4 protein-coding genes are annotated in these 16,086 nt (G+C 62.3%); all 4 read right to left on the reverse strand.

Translation table 11 applies throughout. The features are described 5' to 3' along the window. Positions 1-285: 285 nt before the first annotated feature. Entirely contained in the window at positions 286-1,152 is an 867-nt protein-coding gene (locus BV034_RS31725; protein WP_050030956.1) for a glycosyltransferase family A protein, read from the reverse strand. A 209-nt stretch (positions 1,153-1,361) separates the two neighbouring features. Next, entirely contained in the window at positions 1,362-2,066 is a 705-nt protein-coding gene (locus tag BV034_RS31730; RefSeq protein WP_050030957.1) for a response regulator transcription factor, read from the reverse strand. 339 nt (positions 2,067-2,405) lie between these two features. Beyond that, positions 2,406-4,937 carry a PAS domain S-box protein gene (locus tag BV034_RS31740; protein WP_050030959.1) on the reverse strand — a complete coding sequence of 844 codons (2,532 nt, stop codon included), beginning with the start codon at positions 4,935-4,937 and terminating at the stop codon, positions 2,406-2,408. Positions 4,938-5,205: 268 nt separating this feature from the next. Further along, positions 5,206-16,080 carry an autotransporter-associated beta strand repeat-containing protein gene (locus tag BV034_RS31745; RefSeq protein ID WP_050030960.1) on the reverse strand — a complete coding sequence of 3,625 codons (10,875 nt, stop codon included), beginning with the start codon at positions 16,078-16,080 and terminating at the stop codon, positions 5,206-5,208. Between the last annotated feature and the right edge of the window lie 6 nt (positions 16,081-16,086).

Consider the following 16,086-nt stretch of genomic DNA (forward strand, 5'->3'; position numbering starts at 1 on the left):
ACTGCAACTGGAAGGCAAGCAAGTGACACCGGCTTCCAGCCGGTGTGTGCTCCCGGCGTCCCCGCCGGGATGGCATGCGGCATGGACAGCGGACGAACGGACCAACCTACCCTCCCCCCCTGCCTTTGGACGCACCTCTGCCCTGCTCTACTCTTGCGGTTCGAGACCATCACAAGCCCCGCCAAAGCGGTGTCGAGCCACACGCACTCCAAGACGCTTCGCGACGCTGTTCACGCTGGAGCAATGTTTCCCAAAACGGAATTGGCCGCGCTCAACTCATAGCATCTAACCCTTTCCCGACCCATACAACACAGGCCGGGAGAAATGAAACGCCCGCCAGCCCTTGAGGCGCTCGCACAACTGCTCGCGGAGGTCGCGCGCATCGGGCTGGTTGGGTCGAAGCCAGTAGCCTGCCAGACACCGCACGGAGCTCCAGACTCCGGGCCAGGCGGGCTTCAAGTGATGCCACGCTGCGAGCTGAAAGGTTATCTGGGAAAAGAGCTTCTCCCGCGAGGCGCTGTGCCGGGCCAGGGTAAAGGGGAAGTTCAACCGGCGGCAGACGTGACCCGCGTTCACCTGCTCCAGCGCCCAGGCGTAGTCCTCCGCCGTGGGCAGGGTTTCATCGAACGGACACTCCGCCCAGCAACTGCGGCGCAACAGGCCCAGATTGTTGCTGTAGAAGGAGCCGAACTTGAGCCCCTTTTCCTGGATCTCCTGCCAGGTGATGGCATCGCTGTACTCGTTGCCGTGGTCGCGATCCCGATCCGACTCCTGATCGCGCACGCCCTTCCCGCTCACGCACGCCACGTGCGGATCCGCCATGGCGGCCACCATGTGCTCCAAGGTACGGGGATCTTCCAGCACGGTGTGGGAGCTGAGGATCAGCACCAGATCCGTGGGCAGATGACGCAGGCCGTGATTGAGCACGCGGGAGGGTTCATACTTCTCCTGCCAGCGCAGGACCTCCCCTCCGGCGGAGCGGATGAGCTCGCCACACGCGACACAGCCCGAGCTGTCCACCCCTAGAATCCGGTCCGGCTGCAACGTCTGCGCCTGCAGCGCCGCCATCACACGCGGCAGGGTGGAGGAGGCGCGGGCATAGCGAATCAGCACGCCGACTGTGGGGCGGGTAGAGGGAAGTGCTGTGTTCATGGTCGGTAGTTTAATGAAAACCGACGTTGGCAAACAGGCCCTCATTTGAGGGGCGGTGCTAGGCAAAAACTTCAAACCTCAATCGGCCAGCCCTCACTCATCGATCACTACAGATCAACGAATCAGCTTCCGCAGGCTGAAGCCTGTACTCCGTACAGATCCAGATCCAACACCTTGACCACTGACGCACCGCCTACTGACGCACTGGCTCAAGTCGCCCAACCTTCGTTGTTGTTGTGCTGGAGGAACTTGATCACAGCCTCGGTACGGGAGCGCACGTGGAGCTTCTGATACACGCCCTTTAGATAGTCCCGCACAGTTTCGTAGCTCAACGAGAGCTCAAAGGCGACCTCCTTGGGCACCATGCCCTGGGCCAGGCGTTCCAGGATCTGGGTCTCGCGCGGGGTGAGACCGGGGATGGGAGCCTTCTCCGTCTTGGGCGGTTCCTGGAAGGATTGGATGAGCAGTCGGGCGATCTCCTGGCTGAGCGGAGCCCCGCCCTCACTGGCGGAGCGGATGCCGCCAACGATGTCTTCTGGCTTGGAGCCCTTGAGCAGATACCCGTGAGCCCCGGCCCGCAGGGCGGCAAAGACCTTGGCGGGATCATCGTGCACGGTGAGCACGACAAAGGCAGCGCTGATCATCTTGCGGGACAACACGGCGATCAGCTCCGCACCGGACATCAGGGGCAGCTCCAGATCCACCACGACCACATCCGGCTCAAATTCAGGCAGCTCCCGCAGGGCCGACTCCGCATCCGCCCAAGCCCCTACAAACTGGCAGTTGTGCTCCGGTTTGCCGAGCAGCCGCTCGATGAAGGTCCGGACGACTTTATCGTCCTCCACCACCGCGACACGAAGGGTGCGGGGAGGCTTGCTGTCATCCTGCTTCACCTTGCGAGCACCACTTTCCATGTGTTCATATAAATCATAATGCCGATAGGTTGCCACAAAAAAGTGTGCGGCGTTCTCTGTATTGGCGGCGCAAACGATCTGCTTCGCGGAGACACAAGACTTGAAGACACAAGACTCAAGCCCTGAGCTGACGCTTGAGGGAGAGGCCCAAGAAGAGCGCAACGTCATGGGACGCTCGGGGCGGATCGGGACAGGAATGTCCCTCGCTCCTCTTACTGACCGCTCCGTTGAGAGATTTCTGTGACCTGCTCAGGCTGAAGCCTGGACTCCGTACGGCTTCAGCCCCAACACCTTGACGCACTGCCCACTGACGAACCGACGCACTGGCCATGCACCAGCTCAAGTCTTGCGTCTTGTGTCTTCAAGTCTTTTGTCTCCCGCGAAGCGGGCGAGGCTGGCGACGATGGTGAGCAGTTCCAGAGCGTGCACAGGCTTGGCGAGGTGCATCTGGAAACCCTCGGTGATGGCCTTGATGCGGTCCTCAGCGCGGGTGTAGGCGGTGAGGGCCACGGCGGGGATGTTTCCGCCTTGGTCCGCAGGGAGAGCTCTCACGGCGCGGATGAATTCGTACCCGTCCTGCGGATGCATGCCGATGTCGCTGATCAGAATGTCGGCCGGGGCCTCGGCCAGGAGCCTCAGCCCTCCGGTCATGGAGCCCTCGGTGCGCACCACCGCGCCCGCCAGTGTCAGCATGCGGGCGATCGCGCCGCGCGCGTCCACCTCATCATCCACGACAATCAAGTGCACACCATCGAGTCGCGGCAGAGGAATCTCCGGCAACTCCCCTTCTGGTGAAGCTGGGTGGCGGCGAGGCTCATCAGCAGGCTCTGAGTGCAGGGGCAGGAGAGGAAAGGTGACGATGAACGTGGAGCCCTGGCCGAGACCCGCGCTCTTCACGCGGGCCGTCCCGCCATGCAGCTCAATGAGGTGCTTAACAATGGCCAGCCCCAGCCCCAGACCGCCATGCTCCCGCGTGGAGGTGGAGTCCGCCTGACGGAAGCGCTCGAACACATGCGGGAGGAAATCGGGCGCGATCCCCCGCCCGGTGTCGGTGACGGCGACTTCCAGATGCGAGTTCACCCGCTCCAGCAAGATCTGCACCCGTCCTCCCTGTGGAGTAAACTTGATCGCGTTGTTCAGCAGGTTCCAGAAGATCTGCTGCACCCGTGCTGGATCCCCGGAAATGGGTCGCGCCAGCGGATCCAACATTGCACTGAGCCGGATGCCCTTGGCCTGAGCGGCTGGTTTCAGGGTCTCCAGCGTGTTGTCGATGAGCGGGCCAATTTCCATCTTCTGCACGTCCAGGCGGACCTTGCCGGAGAGGATGCGGCTCATGTCCAGCAGATCCTCAATGATGCGGGTCTGCGCCCGGGCGCTGCGGTCAATGACCTCCAGCCCCTGCTTGAGGTCTTCCGCCGTGACGTCGTCCATCTGGAGGATCTGCGTCCAGCCCAGGATGGATTGCAGCGGCGTCCGCAGCTCATGCGAGAGCGTTGCCAGGAACTCATCCTTGAGCCGACTTTGGCGGATGACCTCCTCCGCAGACTGGCGCACGGCCTCCTCCGCCCGGCGCTGCTCGGACACATCGCGGGAGGTGGAAGTGAGCCGGGTGATGCGGCCGGTGGCATCTCGCAGGGGCGTGACCAGCACGTCCCACCATCTGACGGTGCCCTTGGCCGTGATGCCCGGCCCCTGGAAGCGGCCCGTCTCCCCTCGCAAGGCCACCTCAATCGCGGCGGTCACCCGGCCGCGCATTTCCTCCGGCCAGATCTCCACCCAGGGCTTGAGTCGCACAGACTCGAAGTCATCGATCTCGCACAGCTTCGCGCCAGGTGGGTTCATGGAAAGCAGCCTGCCCTCCAGATCCAGCACTTTTACACAGTCCGCCGTGCTGTTGAGGATGCTGGAGCTCAGCTCCTCGCTCTCTTGCAGCGCCTTTTGCATGGCGCGCTGCTGCTCCACCTCTGCCTGGAGACTCGTGTAGAGCTTCGCATTGTCCAGCGCCATGGCCGCGTGCACAGCGACTGCCACCACCAGGGTCTCTGCCTCAGACGTGAAGATGCCGGGCTCTGGATGACCAAAGAACAGTCCACCGATCACGGACTGGTTCTGGGAGACCACTGGTACCGCCAGATAGCTGCGCACCGGCAAGTGCCCCTTGGGCATGCCATGGTGAGGGGCCATGCGGCCGTAGCGCGGATCCTGTAGCACATCATCGATGCGCACCGGCCCCTGCCCGGAGAAGGTGGGTTCAAAGATGGGCGTGTTTCGCGGCATGCCGAACTTCTCAAACGCCTCCCGCGGTGCGCCGGAAAGAGTGTAAAGCATGTACGACTCCCCCTGCGCGTTGACCACATTGTAGAAGAAAGCGCCAAAGGCAGCCCCGCTCAACTCCCGCCCCGCATCCGTGACGGCCTGCACCACCTTCTGCACATCCTTCTCGCCCGTGAGGTCCAGCCCCAGGCGGTTCAGCACCTGCAGCTTCTTCTTCTCCGCCTGCAGGGCCGCCTCAGTGCGCCGGCGGGAGGTGATGTCTCGAACCACCTTGGAAGCTCCCATGATCTGACCTTCCGCATTTTTCACCGGGGAGATGGTCAGGGAGACATCCACCATGCTGCCGTCCTTCCGCTGACGCCGGGTGTCGAAGTGATCCACCCGCTCACCAGAGCGGATCTTGCGCAGGATTTCCGCCTCTTCCGTCTGAAGATCTTGCGGAATGAGCCGCAGCACCGACTGGCCGATCATTTCCTCGGCCGTGTAGCCAAAGATGCGCTCCGCTGCGCGGTTCCAACTTGTGACCGTGCCGTTGAGATCCTTGCTGATGATTCCGTCGTCGGAAGAATCGATGATGGCGGATAGCAGGGATTCCAAGGACGGAAATCCCGGGAGAACCCTTGTGGCGTCGTGAGTCATTGAGGAGGAGTACAATAGGATGGGGATGTTTGCGAACTCTCCACACATCGGGATCGCATCAAAACGCGGTCCGGATGTTTCGAGATTTCCGCATTCCGCATGGCCTGCGCCGGAGCAGGACACGGGCGTACAACCCTGCTTCCTTGGAAAAAACCACCAACTGGCCCCGCTGTCACTCATCCCAGCGACAGCGGGGCGCTCCACCCCAACTAAACCAAACCAAACTCTACCGCCGACGACGGCGGGCCATCATCAACACCAGTCCCGCGAACAAGAGCAAGGCTCTGCCGGGCTCCGGGGCCACCACTACCAGGACCCCCTCAGACAGGAACAGGCTGCGGTCCCAATGCAATCCTTCGGCGAGGGTGGGAAGAACGAGATCCGCATTCACATCCCACCCGTTGTTGTGGAGGGTGGCCCAGTTCATGAGGTCCAGCATGTCACCTTCCTGGAAGGTATAGCCATCAGAATTGTCCACCACGATGATGGCCCCGGCTTCCAGGGTCAGATCACCGTAGAGGAGAATCTGGTCGTGAGCGCCGATGTTGTAGTTGAAGAGGCTCATGCCCCCGAAGCCGTTCTCGAAGTCCAGTCCGGCCAGATAGCCGCCGAGATTCTCGTAGATGCTGGGATCAAGTGCGAAGTTCCCATCGTTGAAGATACCGCCCGATGCAGACATCTCAAAGATGGCACGTGGAGATCCTGAAACCGCACCCCGCTTTAGATCGAGACTGCCCTCAATCGTCAACAACCCGAACTTGGAGACGTCGTTGTCGCCAGCGTTGATCACACCGCTCTCTTTCACCACCACATTGGCATTCACCGTCCCGTATCCCCCAATCCGGCCGCCAGTAGCCTGCACCACGGGATTGTCATCCAGCCCGTCCAGGTATCCGGTCAGATTATTAAAGAAGACCGCACCTTGGGTCACGCTGACGCCACCAGCAAGAGTCACCGTGTTCCACAGAGTCGTCGTCCCCGCGCCAGATTTCACCATGGAGCCCTCCCCAGTGATTTCACCATTGAACTCTGTGTCCGATTCCGAGCTAACATGGAGACGACCTTCCTCGGCGATCTCCACGTTGCTGTACATGAGGCTGCCTCCCGTGCCCACTTCAAGCGTGCCCTGACTGACCGTGGTGGTGCCCGACAAGGTGTTGGTGCCGGTCAGCACCTGGGTGCCGGTGCCCTCTTTCACCAGGGAAAGCCCGCCTATGCCGCTCGCGCCATCTTCGATGGAGCCGCCGTAGGTCGCGGTCTGGCCGTCAGCCACCTTCACCGTGAGAGTTGAGGGAGCACCGCCATCGTTGCCCACGGTCCCCAGGGCCCCGGCCAGGCCGCCCACGGTCTCCGACTCTCCGTTCAGGTCCCAGCGGCCGGAGCCCGCGAGGGTGACCACAGAGGTGTCCTGAATCTGGTGAGAAGCTCCCAAGCGAAGAATGCCGTTGGAGTTGACGGTGATGCCGCCGCTGATGGCGTTGACACCGACTGTCTTCATCAGCAGGAGCACGCCACCATTGATGGTGGTGTCACCCGTGTAGGTGTTGGCTCCTGATCCCGAGAAGACGAGGGTACCAGATCCGCTCTTCGTCAGGGCATGCTCGCTGGCGTAGAAGCCGCCCTCGGCATCCGTTACCGGATTGGTAATGGCACCGCTGAGAGTCAGACTGACGGCCCCATTGGTGACGTTGATCTCCCCGCCGCCGGAGAGCAATTCCACATTGCGCCCTGTGGTGGCATTGGAGCTGCCGTTGTACTCCAGGGTCCCGTTGTTGAAGTACAGACCATTGGATCCGCCGCTGGACTGGCCCAGATTGCTGTCTCCCGTGTCAGAGATCTTGGACACGGCGAGGACACCGCGGGTGCCGCCACCGGTGGAGCCGGTGATGTAGGTGCCGCCGCTGTAGGTATTGTTCCCCGTCAGCACGAGGCGTCCCGCCCCGGCCTTGGTCAGGGCCGTGTTCGACAGACCGTTGTTGGCAATAACCGACTCGATGGTGAAGGCCGAGCCCGTGTTGTTCTGGTGGATGATGAGTTCACCCCCGGCACCAGCAGAGCCCACCAGGGTGCCGCCGGTGATCTTCGAGACATTTCCCGCGACTGCGGAGGTGATGAGAATGCCTCCGCTGGAAACGGTGTTAGTGCCCTGAAGGGTCAGTGTCACGGTCGCCGCAGCATTGAAGCGCAGCGTATTGACCGTGAAGCCAGCAGCAGGAGACTGGCTGCTGGTGACGTCCACGTTGTTGCTGGCAGAGCTGAAGTTGTTCACCTGGTAGGAGCCTGTGGCCAGACCGCCAATGGTGATGTCCGATCCGCTTTCCCCGCTCACGGCCCAAGTGTTGCCGCCCCAGGTGAGATACCCGCCAATGATACCATTGGAGTTGAGGGAGTCCGTGGTGATTGGTGCCGCCGAACTGTTGGTGATGTTCAAGGTGGCCCCGGTGCTCCGCTGAATCGTTTCCAAGTGGATCACCTGGTTCGTGTTTTGATGGGAGATGGCGGAGGCTCCAGCTTCCAGCTTCAGCCCGTTGGTGACGCGGAAGACGTTTGGAGTTGTCTGGTTGCCGCTGCCGTCACGAATCCAGCTGCCGCCCCGCAAGGTAATGTTCTTCGAGGGCGAGGAAACATTGTAGAACCGGAACGTGGCTCCGGAGTTGACATAGACCGTCTTGGTGGAGTCGCCCAAGGCTCCGGCGCCACCACCGAAGGTGAAGTCCCCCTGCTTGACGAAGACATCGCCGAGATTGGTGGTTTGCCCGCCTTCATAGGTCACCTGCGCGGAGCCGATCTTGGTCAGGGCAAAGCCGTTGCCCTGCAAGGTCCCGTCCAGGTCGAGGCGCTTGCTGCTGTTGTTGATGGTGGCATCCCCGGTGAGCACCAGATTCATGACCCGGACCTGGTCTGCCCCGCCCCGCAAAGCAGCCACATTGGCCAGCGTGAGCGCACCCTGGCGGTTGACGCCTTCACCAGCAATGGAGATGAACTCGTTGTAAACACCCTCTGCCGCGAACTCGATGGTGGCTCCAGCGCTGACAATCGTGTTGCTGCCAGCGGCGGTGTTGCCGAGCGCGCCCGTGCTGGCCACGATGAGCTTCCCGCCTTCCACATGCGTAACACCGGTATAGGTGCTGTTCCCGCCCAGGGTGAGTGAGCCAGTGCCAGCCTTGGTCAGAGCCACGGCACCCGTGCCGTTCTGGATGACGCCGTAGAAGGCGCTGCTCTGGCCGTCCGCTCCCACCGTGATGACGGTCGGGGTGGCGCCGTTGTTCGTGATGACACCTGCGGTGGCTGTCGCCGCACTGGAAAGCTGGCTGACGCTGATGCTGTGACCGTTGAGGTCTAGCGTGCCTGCCTCCACGGCGAGGCGGTTGCCATCTGCCAGCGCATCCGCGTGGTTCAGCCGGACGGTGCCGGAATTCACGGTCAGCCCACCGGTGAAAGTGTTGGCCGCGCTCAGTACCAGGGTGCCAGCGCCGCTCTTCGTCAGAGCCACCTGCCCGGTGCCGTTGTCCGCAATGGAGGCGGTGACGTTCAAGGTCCGGCCCGCCGAGTTCTGGTGGATCACCAGTTCCCCACGGGAGTCCGCGCTGGTACCGGCCGTGAGAGTGCCCCCGCCAATCTCGCTGTCAAAATCCCCACTCACCAGGAGACCGCCGGATTCGATCCTCAGGGTGTGCCCACCCAGGTTCACCGTTGCCGCCGACTGTTGCGCCAGGTTCAAGGAATTAATGACCCGGTCAGCTCCGAGGGTGAACCCGCCGGTCTGCTTGATGTTCTGGACATAGGTCCAGGTGCTGTCGGCAGTGCCGATGGTGTAGTCGTCAGCGGTCATGGCCGTCACGCCGCGGCTGCCGTACTTGGCAAACTCATTGCCGACGGTCACCCAGGCTCCGATCATGCCGTGGTCCAGACCGGACGGCGGAGTGTCAAAGACCACCTGATTGCGGCCGTCATCAAGACCCAGTCCGGCACCGGAAAAGTCGACTGTGGCGGAGTTGTTTCGGGACAGGGAGGCAAAGCGGAGCGTCGAGGACTGCCCATCGGCGGCCCGGGAGGTGGCCACCGTGCTGGCTCCGGACTCGAGCACGAGATCCCCGGCCGTCTCCGAGTAGCTGACAGTGCCACCGTCGTGGCTGAATTCCAGCCTGGCCCCGGTGAGAGACACGGCAGCCCCATCGTTGATCCGGTTCGAGGAGTTCGAACTGGCGGAATTGGTCAGTCGAAGGGTCCCGCCGGTGGTGATGACAATCTGGCCTGTGGCTCCGATGGACCCGGAACCTGCCAGCTCCAGCACCCCGGCCCGCACGGTGGTGGCGCCGGAATACGAGCTGGCCCCGGTGAGCGTGAGGATGCCGGAATTGATCTTGGTCAGGGCCAGAATGCCGCCGTTGTTGCGCAGGATGCCTGAGAAGACGTCGTTCGTGGCATTGTTGACGGTCAGCGTGCTGGTGCCGTTGTTGCCGTTCTCAATGATGCCTTCACCGTTGATGCTGCGGATGCTGCCCACCGTTTCATTGAACCCAAACAACTGGAACGTGCCCGCCTGGGAGGCCGTGCCGCGGAAGTTCAGAACCGTGCCGGCATCTGCAATCTGGTCGTGCTGGGCCAGACGCAGGATGTCCTGGCTGCCGCCCTGGCCGTCGCCAATATTGACCTGGGTGTTGGCGGCGATGGCGTTCACGTACTGGTTCTTGTTCAGACGCAGGATGCCTGAGTTGATGGTGGTGCCTCCAGTGTAGGTGTTCGCTCCAGAACCCTGCAGCACCACCACGGAGCCGGGGCCCTCACCGGTGACCACCAGGCCGCCCACACCGCTGACCACGCCCGAGAGCGTCAGCACGCCATCGCGGGAGGTCACCTGGGAGGTGGATGCCAGCGAGATCGAGCCGCTGAAGGTGTTGTTGCCCGCCTGGTTGCGGATCGCGCCCAGGGCATCCACCCCGATGCGATGGCCGCTGCCGTTGAGCACAAGGTTTTCCGCCACGGTGATGCCTCCTCGCACCTCCAGCGTGGCTCCTGCCAGCACGGTGGTGTTTCCTGCGGTCGTCCCCAGCGCCGTGGCATTGCGGATGTCCAGCACGCCCTGGGCCACCGTCACCGCGCCGGTGAAGGTGTTCGCACCGGAAAGGATGAGGCGTCCCACCCCGGACTTGGTCCAGGCACCGGAGCCAGCCATCACAGCAGAGATGGTCGTGCCCAGGGAGTCCACATAGGCGTGGTTGGTGGTGATCCAGGCGTTGTTGGTCACCGTGAGCGTTCCATCAGCGCCCGTTCCTGCGATGGTGTAGTAGCCGCTGCCCGCATCGTTGAAGGTTATGTTGTTCACCAGGATGCCGCCTGTGGCATTGATGGTCACGGTCCCGGCCGCTCCTGCTGCCGAGCCAAAGATCACGTTCTGGGTGCCGTCCGAGACAAAGGAGGTGTTGGACGAACCATTCCACCAGTGCATGTCCGGCCCTGTGGTCCAGGTGCCTGATCCGTCCTGGGCTCCTGTGGTGGCGGTATCGCTGTCCAAGGTAATGGCATTGGCGAGGACAACGATGGTGCCGTTCACCTTGAGGCGGCTGGTGTCCCAGTAGGTCCCCGCGCTATTGGTCAGGCCGAGGGAGGCGAGGTCCAGCAACAGGCTGTCCAGGTCGCGATCCACGACCGAAACAACACCCCAGTCGATGAGTCTGAGGGATTCATTAACCTGCCACTGCAGGGCGGCATTGCCGTTGTTGAGGATGAGCTTGCCACCCAGTTCCACCGGGCTCGTGCCGGCAAACTTAATCTGGTCCACAGAGGACACGCTCCAGACGTCCATGCTGATCGTCCCCTGGCTGGAGAGGCCTCCGTTGAAGGTGAGGATCTGGGCAGCGGTCTGCCCAAAGTTGCCCACGCTCAACAGGCCACCCGTCTGGATAATGGTGTCGCCGCCGATGACGCCGTTCCCCGCGAGGGTGGCTGCGCTGGAGACCGTGTGCAGCCCGCTTCCGGTGCGCGCGGTGGCCAGGGATCCCGCAGCCGTACCCGCGCCCACCTGCAAGGTGCCGGCGAGGACTTCGGTGGTGCCTGTGTAAGTGCTCGAACCGGAGAGAATCTGATAGCCCACTCCCGTCTTGGCGAGGGAGGTCGTGCCGCCGCCGTTCCCGTCTTCGATGATGCCCGCATAGCCATTTCCCGTGCCCCACTGCGTCCCGTTGGCTACATAGGTCGCGTCATCATGACCGATCGTGAGTTTGGAGGATCCGCCGCCGCCATTGCGGATGATGCCGCCGCTGCCCATGAGCAGGCCGACATTTTGACTGGTGCCATTGAGTTCCAGGATACCGCCGGTGTTCACGGTCAGTCTGGCGATGGAGGCCCCCAGACGGCCAGCCCCGCTCATACGCAGGATGCCGGCGTTGACCGTGGTCGTCCCGGTGTAGTCGTTGCTCCCGTTGGACAGGATGAGGATGCCGTTGCCGGTCTTGGTAATATTTCCCTGCCCGGCATAGTGACCTTCATCTGCCGCGAGGGCTTCGCCAGTGATCTTGCCGCTGACATTGAGAGCCACGCCAGAGGTGAGGACATCAAACGTGCCGCCACCCGAAAGCAGGTTCACCGTGCGTGAGAGCTCCGCGTTCGAAGCGCCCGCATAGCGCAAGGTCCCATTGTTGAGGAAGAGCTGGTTGGCGGTGGAGCCAAGCTGGTCGTTTCCTGTCGCTTGCAAAGCACTCACCTGCAGGACACCAGCGCTGCCGCCGCCAGCCGCACCGTTGATGTAGGTGTGGCCCATGTAAGTGTTGGTGGCGGCCAGGATGAGCGTGCCGCTGCCCGTCTTGACCAGGGCGGTCGCACCGCCGTTGTTCTCGATCACCGACCCAATTGTCAGGGTGTTGGCAGTGTTGTTCTGATGGATGATCAGCTCACCCGATGCAGAACCCCTCAATGAACCGCCTGTGATGCTGAGGGCGTTGTTTCCCACAGCCGAGGTCACCAGGATGCCTCCGCTCTGCAGGGTGTTGGCGCCCGTGAGCGTAAGGGTCGTCGCGGCTGCGGTGTTGAAACGCAGGGAGTTGACGGAGACGTTGGAGATGGCCTCACTTGCCAGGACATCCACATTGGCCGCAGCACCGAAGGTGTTGACATAGCTGCCTGTGGCAAGGCCCACAATGGCTCCGTTGACCCCATTCGTGGAGTTCACGGCCCAGGTGTTGCCGCCATAGGTGAGATACCCGCCGAGGATGCCGTTGACATTCGTGGAGCTGGTGGTGGCCAGAACCGGATTGCCCGTGGTGGGCAGCACGAGGGCGGAGGTATCCTGGATGTCCAGCGTGGCTCCGGTGGCCCGGGTGATGGTGCCCAGCTGGAAGACCAATTGGGAGTTCCCGTGCTGGATGGAGGAATGCCCGGCCGTGAGGTTCAGGCCGCCAGTGATGCGGAGGATCGCACCGGCCGATTCGCCCACCGCACCGCCGTTGCGCCGCATGATGCCGCCCTGCAGGGTGATTCGCTTGTCATCGCTGCCCTTGGCATAGAACGCGAGGGAGGCACTGGAGTTCACATAGATCGTGTTCCCGTACACCACGCTGTCGAAGTAGCCCATGTCGGAGCTTCCGGAGAAGTTAAAAGTCCCCTGTTTGACGTAGGCATTGCCCAGGTTCCGGGAGTTGGCTCCGCCCTCCCAAGGCAGATCGGACGAACCAATCTTCGTAACGCTGAACCCCTGCGCATCCATCACACCATCGAAGTCCCAGCGGACGTTGGTATTCAGGGTGGTGTGGCCTGTCAGGACGAACTGGTTGATGACCAGACCGGAACCTCCGTTCTTCATGACGGCTCCCAAATAACCAACGCCCTGTCCCGACGCAGTGATGCGTTCATTGTTCAACGGGGAAGTTCCTCCCACGAAGGAAAGGTCAAGAGTCGCTCCGTTGCGCACATCCAACCCATTGGCCGTGGTAGTGCCCAGCCCGGCCGCATTGACGTGACCCAGTGCCAGAATGCCCTCCTCAACGATGATCTTCCCGTCATACGCGGCACTGTCCCCGCTAAGATAGAGACGGCCATCACCCTTCTTCGTGAAGGATCCAGTGCCCGTCAGCACCCCTGCAAAGGTGATGTTGTTGCCGTTGGTATCTACCACGGCCCCACCTGCGGCAATCGCGCCGAAGCGGCCGGAGTAGTCCAGCACGATGCCCCGGCCATACTCCAGCGTGCCACCATTGAAGATGATGGAGCCCGCCCCGCCTGCGCCCAGTGCGCGGGTGTTCTCGATCGCCAGCACTCCCTGATACAAGGTGGTGGTGCCGGTGTAGGTGTTGGCAGCGGTGAGCGTCAAGCGGCCAGCGCCGGCTTTGGTGAATCCCGTACCACTGCCGGTCAACACGGCGTTGATTGAAGCATCCGCATTGGTGGTGATCCAGCTGTCTGACTGCAAAGTGATGGCCCCCGGGCCATTGATCTGGTAGCTGCCACTGCCGACGGGTTCGAAGGTGATGTCCTGAACTGACACGCCGCCTGCAGCGACCTGGACCGTTCCTGCGGCTCCTGAAGCGGCGCCGAAGACGACACTGTCCCCGCTGGCAAACGTCTCGTTGCCAGTTCCGTTCCACCAGGATGCGGTGGTGTTGTCCCAGACCCCGCTGCCATCCTGAGCGCCAGTGGTCCCGGCATTCGTGTCCCAGCGCAGAGCTCCCGTCAGCACATCCTTTACCAGCGAGATGACTCCGAGATCCGACAGACGGGACAGGTCCCACTGCCAACCGGCAACCAGCGTGCCAAAGGAGGACATGTCCACAGAACTGAACGCGACATTGCGATTGGACGCCGTGGTCACCGCCGTCCAGTCGAAGAGGCGGATGCTGTCGCCTAGAGCCCATGCCGTGTTACCAGTATGGTTGGTCAAGACGAGGGTGCCGCCGAGATCCACCATGGCGTCAGAGCCAAAGACGAGCGTATCGCTGGTGGAGCCACCGCCCGCACCATAAGTCCACACGTCCATCTCGATCGCGCCGAGATTCGTGAACGCTCCACTCACGAGCAAACTCTGGGCTCCAGTGGCGTCGAAGGTGCCGACGCTCAAGAAACCGCCTGCGGCGACGGTGGTGAGCGAGCCACTGCTGCCGATGCCCCCGTTGCCGGACAGACGGCCAGTGGCGGCCACCGTTACGTTCCCCGTTCCCGTGCGCGCCGTGCTGGTGGCGGCCGTGCCAGATCCGATCTGCAACACACCCGCTGTAACCGTCGTGGTGCCTGTGTAAGTCTGGACGCCCGTGAGGATCTGCCTGCCAGCACCGACTTTCTCAAAGCTCATCACGCCGCCCGTGCCGCTGTTGTCCCGGATGACGCCTGCATAACTCGCATCTGCCCCGCCATTCCCGGCTTTCAAAACGGAGGTGGTGGAGGCCCGGCTGTTCTGGATGTTCCCGCCGGAGCCGGAGAGAGCACCAACGGTCTGTGTCGTGCCGTGAAGATCCAGAACACCGCCATTCACCGCAATGGCATTGGAGGTGCTGCCCAGCGTGCCGTTGAGAGTACCGTCAGAAAGTTGCACGGTGCCCGACGCCAGGGTCAGCCCACCAGAGAAGTTGTTGGTTCCGTTAACCAGATACAGAATGCCACCTCCGTTCGCAATGAAACCGCCTGTGCCCGTGACCTGACCCGTCAGCTTCATGTGGCGGTCCGTTCCGGGATTGATCCGGTTGTTGGCCACATTGTTGATGTGGACTGTGCCGCTCCAGGTGATGGTGGTCGCCGCGCCGCTTCCGGAAGAAGTCCACACACCTCCATTCATCTCCACCTGCTTGCCATTGCTGGCCACCTGCCAGGAGCTCAAGTTTCCAGCGCTGTTGACGATGAACCGATGGGCGGTGGAGCCGACGTTGCCATTTTGCACCGTGACATTGCCGGCGTTGATCACAATGTCCCCCACAGTGGATCCGTTGTTCGGTGACCAAGTGAGCTGGTTGGCTCCTACTTTCGTCAGCGTGTAGGTCCCACCAACGAAGTCAATGGCACCCACGATGTCGTAGCGATTCACGCCACCGATGGTCGTATCACCAGCAAGGGTGATCTTCTTCCAGATGGAACTGTTGGTTGCTCCGGCCCCTGAGTTCCACAACGCGGCCATGCCTGCCACACCTGATCCGCTGACGGTGATGTCATACTTGGTGCCCGTCCCCGTGTTGCTGTTTGTATCCAGCGTGGCTCCGTTGGCCACAATCACCGATGTGCTCGCGCCCAGCGCACTGGCTATCGCGCCGCTGGCGATTTTCAACACCCCGGCTTCCACCGTGGTCGTTCCGGTATAGGTGGCCGCAGCCCCCAGAGTCAGTGTCCCGGCCCCTTTCTTTGTGAAGCCGCCATTGCCTGTCAGGGCTGTGGCAAAGGTGATGTTTCCCCCGTTCGTGTCCACGGCGGCGTCGCCGGTGAAGGGGTCGAACTGGTCGGAGAAATCCTCCGTGATCCCCGTGGCGTACCTGAGAGTACCGCCATTAAAGACAAGCCTGCTGGTGCCCACCCCGAGAGCCGCCGCGTTGCCAACCTCAAGCACACCCTCTGCGAGGACGATGTAGCCATCGAAGGTGTTGGCCTTGTTGAGATAGAGCGTGCCCGAGCCGGTCTTCAACAGACCGCCCCCGCCAATGGCGGATCCCGCCGATCCCGCGAGAACGGCATTCACCACGATGTCGCCGCCATCCGCATTCCACACCTGGTTTGCACCTGCCTTGTCCACCGTCACCGTGAGCCCGTCCAGGAACTGGAGCGCGAAGGTGCTGCTGTTGACCACGCTGTCTCCAGTGAGGAACAGATTGCCGGTGCCCCCGATGGAGGTGGCGGTGCCAGTCCCACTTTGAAGCAGGTCATAGGCAATGATGCTTCCGGTGACATTCACGAGGTTGGCACCGCCCGTCTGGAAGTAGGCCTCAAATCCATCCATCCAGGCTCCTGGAGCGACCGCACCGGGATTGAATACCGACTGCCAGTAGGCACCCGACCATTCCACGGCGGCCGGGGCTGGGTTCAACCCGGCGGCAGCGCCACCATCAAAGTATTGTCCCGGAGCATGACCCGGCAAACCGAGCAGCAGAGAGGCTCCAGCAAGGACAGGGAGGAGGGCGAAAACGGGCTTCATGATACA

Origin of the sequence: Verrucomicrobium sp. BvORR034, from assembly GCF_000739635.1 — a bacterium.
In the GTDB taxonomy this organism is placed as follows: Bacteria; Verrucomicrobiota; Verrucomicrobiia; order Verrucomicrobiales; family Verrucomicrobiaceae; genus Verrucomicrobium.